The 5,029-nt window shown below is 72.9% G+C and carries 2 protein-coding genes; both read right to left on the reverse strand.

Annotated elements, in window-relative coordinates; all coding sequences use genetic code 11:
* On the reverse strand, window positions 1-4,576 hold a 4,576-nt coding region (locus tag Manayef4_RS01995; protein WP_070130446.1), incomplete at its 3' end, for a non-ribosomal peptide synthetase.
* Window positions 4,573-5,029: hypothetical protein (locus Manayef4_RS02000; RefSeq protein ID WP_035913567.1), on the reverse strand; the 457-nt coding region annotated here is incomplete at its 5' end. The genes Manayef4_RS01995 and Manayef4_RS02000, both read right to left, overlap by 4 nt.

The raw sequence follows: 5,029 nt of genomic DNA on the forward strand, positions 1-5,029 counted from the left end.
ACACCCCCGGCAACGTCCCCACCCCAACCCCAACCCCAGTGTCATTCCACTCCTCCACCACCCGCACCCACTCAGCCGCACCCAACACCGGCACCTGGCTCACCCGCAACGCGGGATCGGCGGCCACCGCGTCCAACACGGCCACCAGGCGCTCCGCCACCTTCTGCACCGTGGGCCGGTCGAACAGGTCGGCCGCGTAGCCGACGGTCCCACCGATCCCCGCCGGTTCACCGTCGGCGCCACGGTGCTCGGCCAGGCTGAACGACAGGTCGAACTTGGCGGCGTTGACCCCGGACCTGTGCGGTTGGATGGTCAGCCCCGGCAGCTCCCAGCCGGTGTCCTGCGGGGTGTTCCGCAACCCGAGGGACACCTGGAACAGCGGGTGCCGCGACAACGAGCGGGCCGGGTAGAGCTCCTCGACCAACCGCTCGAACGGCACGTCCTGATGGGCGTAGGCGGCCAGGTTCCGCTCCCGCACCCGGGCCACCAGGTCGTTGAACGAGGGATCGCCGCCGACGTCGGTGCGCAGCACCAGCGTGTTGACGAAGAAGCCGATCAGGTCATCCAGGGCGGCCTCGCCCCGGCCCGCCACTGCGGTGCCGATCGGGATGTCGTTGCCCCCGCCAAGGCGAGACAGCAGCAGCGCAACTGCGGCCTGCACCACCATGAACAGCGTTGCCCGCCGCCCCCGGGCCAGCCGGACAAGCCGCTCGTGGGTCTGCGCGCCGATCCGGATCGGCACCGCGCCGCCCGTGAAGCTCGGCACCGGCGGGCGCGGGCGGTCGACCGGCAGGGCCAGCTCCGCGGGGATGTCGGCGAGTGCCTCCCGCCAGTACGCGAGCTGCTCGCTGATCAGGCTCGCCGGGTCGGACAGATCGCCCAGCACCGCGCGCTGCCACACCGCGTAGTCGGCGTACTGGACCGGCAATCTGGTCCACTGCGGTACCCGCCCACGCAGCCTGGCGGTGTAGGCCACCGACAGGTCGCGGGCCAGCACGCCCATCGACCAGCCGTCGGAGGCGATGTGGTGCGCCACCAGCAGCAGCACGTGCTCCCGGGGGGACAGCGTGAACAGCCGTACCCGCAGCGGCGGCTCGCTGYCCACGTCGAACCCGCGCCCCAACTCGGCGGCCATCAGCGACGGCAGCTCCGCCTCGGTCACCGCCACCATCACCAGTTCCGGGCGGCCCACCGTCTCGTCCAGCAGGTGCTGACCCGGCACGCCGTCGACGTCAGGGAAGACCGTCCGCAGGCTTTCGTGACGCGCCGCGACGTCGGCCAGCGCGGCCTGCAGCGCCCACCGGTCGAGCTGCCCGGTCAGCTTCAGCGCGAGCGGCACGTTGTAGACCGCCCGTCCCTCCTCCAACTGGTTGAGGAACCACATCCGGGCCTGGCCGAACGACAGCGGCGCCGGGTCCGGCCGTACCCCGGCAACCAGCTCGGGCCGCGAGCGGCCACCGGCCTCGACCACACGGGCCACCGCCGCCGGGGTGGCGCCGGTGAACAGGGTGCGGATTCCCACCTCGACGTCGAGGACGGCCCGTACCCGGGCGAGCAGCCGCATCGCCAGCAGGGAGTCGCCACCCAACTCGAAGAAGTTGTCGTCGGCCCCGATCCACTCCAGCTTCAGCACGTCGACGAACAGCGAGCACAGCACCTCCTCGATCGGCGTGCGCGGCTCGCGCCCGGTCGCCATGCGGCCGAAGTCCGGCGCGGGCAGGGCCGCCCGGTCCAGCTTGGCGTTGCCGGTCAGCGGCAGCTCCGCCAGCGGGACGACGGCGGCGGGGACCATGTAGTCCGGCAGCCGTCCCGCCGCGTACCTCCGCACCGCGGAGCCCGTCACGCTCTCCCCCTCGGCGGGCACCACGTAGGCGACCAGTTGGCTGTGGTCGGCCTGGCTGGTGTGGGCTACCACCGCGACCCGCGCGACCCCCGGGCAGCCGGACAGCACGTTCTCGATCTCGCTCAGCTCGATCCGGAACCCGCGGATCTTCACCTGCGTGTCGGCCCGCCCCAGGAAGACCAGCAGCCCGTCACCGGTCCACCGGGCCAGGTCCCCGGTCCGGTACATCCGCTCGCCCGGCGTGCCGAAGGGGCAGGCCACGAAGCGTTCCGAGGTGAGGCCTGGCCGGTTCAGGTAGCCGCGGGCCAGCCCGCCGCCGGCCACGTACAGTTCTCCCCCGACGCCGGGCGGGATCGGCTGCAGGAAGCCGTCCAGCACGTAGATCCGGGTGTTGTCCAGCGGGCGGCCGATCGGCACCGACGCCGGCACCTGGTCGCCCGCGGTGAAGGGGAGGTGGGTGGCGAAGGCGGTCGTCTCGGTCGGCCCGTAGGTGGACCGCACGACCATGTCCGGATGGGTCTCCAGCAGAGTCCTCACCGCGGCCGCCGAGACCACGTCGCCGCCGGTCGACACCTCGCGTACCCCGGCGAAGATGTGCGGGGTCTGCTCGCCCAGCGCGGCGAACAGGCCGGCGGTCGCGTGGACGTTGGTGATCCGGTGGGCGGCGATGAACCGCTCCCGGTCGGYGGCATCCAGGTCACCGGCCGGCGCGACCACGACGGTGCCGCCGCGCAGCAGCGGCACCCACACCTCGTAGGTGGAGGCGTCGAAGGCGTGGTTGGCCTGCACCATGACCCGCTCGGTCACCTCGGCGGGCCAGGCGCCATCCAGGCAGAAGCCGACCACGTTGCCGTGGGTGACCGCCACTCCCTTCGGCACCCCCGTCGATCCCGAGGTGTACATGACGTACGCCAGGTTGGCCGCGGCCGGGGCAACCGGGAAGGGGCCGTCGCCGGCCGGCACCTCCGAGGGGACCCGGACGATGTTGGCGGCGGGCAGGCCGCCCTCGCGGGTCATCGGGTGGTCGATCGTGGCCTGGCCGACCAGCAGCGCCACGGGTGCGGCCTCGGCGATCACGGCCTTCATCCGCTCCAGCGGGTTGGCGGCATCCAGCGGCACATAGGCGGCGCCCGCCTTCACCACCCCGAGCAGCGCCACCACCAGCTCGGCCGACCGCTCCATCAGCACCCCGACCAGGCTCTCGGTGCCCACGCCGAGCGTGGCCAGCAGACGGGCGAGCCGGTCGGCGCGCGCGTTCAGCTCCTGGTAGGTCAGCGTGACGTCCCCGTCGATGGCGACGGCGTGCGGATGCTCGGCRACGCGTCGCTCGAACGCCGTGACCAGCGACCCGGCGTCCACCGGCACCGCGGTGTCGTTCCACCGCCGGATCACCAGATCCCGGCCCGTCTCGTCCAGGATGCCGACCGTGCCGACACGGGCGGCCGGGTCGGCGGCGATCGCCGCCAGCACCCGCACCATGGCGGCGGCCAGCCCCTCGGCCATCTCCCGCTCGTACACCTCGGGCTGGTAGGACAGCCGCAGCTCCAGCCGGTCCCGGCCAGGGACCACGGCCAGCGCGAGCGGATAGTGCGGCGCCTCGTGCCCCCCGGCCGGGGTGATCGTCAGGTCGCGGTCGTCAGCCATCGCGGAGACCCACGACGAGTCGAGCGGGTAGTTCTCGTAGGCCAGCAGCGTGTCGAAGGTGGCGCCGGGGCCGGTGATCMGCTGGATCTCGGCAAGGCCCAGGTAGTGGCAGGACATCAGCGCCGTCTGGCGGGCCTGCAGCGCCGTAAGCATCTCGGCGACCGGCTGGGCGGGGTCGAGCGGCACCCGGATCGGCACGGTGTTGATGAACAGGCCTACCATGTCCTCGACCCTGGGCAGTTCGGGCGGGCGGCCCGCCACCACCGCGCCGAACACCACGTCACGGCGGCCGGCCAGGCGGCTGACCAGCAGTGCCCAGGCGCCCTGGACGACCGTGTTCATCGTCAGCTCATGACCACGAGCGAGGGCCCGCAGAGCTGCCGTCAGCTCGGGGCTCACCGAGGTGTTCACGCGCTCGGCCGGCTGCGGCTCGCGCACCGGATCGGGCTGGGCCACCAGGGTCGGCTCGTCCGTCCCGGCCAGCTCGACCCGCCACGCCTCACGGGCGGCCTGGCGGTCCTGGCGGCCGAGCCACTCCAGGTAGTCCCGGTACGGCGAGACCGGCTTCAGCCCGCCCGTCGTGCCTCCGGCCTGGTAGACGGCGAACAGCTCCCGCGTGAACATCGGCTGCGACCAGCCGTCCAGCAGGATGTGGTGGATGGTGAGCACCAGCCGGTGGCGCCGCGCACCGAACCGGATCAGCAGGAAACGCAGTAGTGGCGGCTGCGCCGGATCGAACCCGCGGTCCCGCTCCTCGGCGGCCAGCCGCATGGCCTGTTCCAACGCCGCTTCTTCCGCCAGGTGCGCCAGGTCGACCTCACGCCACGGCAGCCGTACCTTCCTGGCGATCACCTGCACGGRCTGGTCCAGGCCGGAGAGCTGCTGGAACCCGGCCCGCAGGTTGGCGTGCCGGTCCAGCAGGGCCTCCCCGGACGCCCGCAGCAGCGCCGGGTCCAGCGGCCCGGTCAGATCAAGGTCACGCTGGCCGGAGTAGACGTCGCCGGTCCGCCCGTCGTAGAGCGTCTGGAAGAGCAGGCCCTCCTGTAGCGGGGACAGCGGCCACAGATCCTCCACGTCGAGCTGGCTCACCGGGCTCTCCTCTCGTGCGTGTTCCGCGTTAGTTCGGCCGCCACCACGTCGAGCTCGCCCTGCGCCATGGCGAGCAGCGGGAAGTCGGAGGGGGTGTGCCCGCCCGCCTCGGGGCGCGCGGCGTGCTCGGCCAGCCCGGTCAGCGTCGCCACCCATCCCTCGGCGAGGGCAGCGACCCGCGCCTCGTCGAACAGGTCGCCGGGCCAGGACAGCAGGACGGTGAGCTCCGCGCCCGCCGGGCCGTCGCGCACGACGCCGCCGGCTTCCAGCGCGTAGGAGGCGGGCAGGGTACCGGTGTCGCCGCCCAGACCGAGCTGCCACCAGTCCGCCTGCTCGTCGCCCTGGGCCCTGGGCGCGACGGTGAAGCGGCCCATGTAGTTGAAGCCGATCTGTGGGGTGGGTAGCGCCGCGAGGACCGGGCGCGTGTCAGGGTTGAGGTAACGCAGCAGCCCG

It is taken from the genome of Frankia sp. CgMI4, from assembly GCF_001756285.1.
In the GTDB taxonomy this organism is placed as follows: Bacteria; Actinomycetota; Actinomycetes; order Frankiales; family Frankiaceae; genus Frankia; species Frankia casuarinae.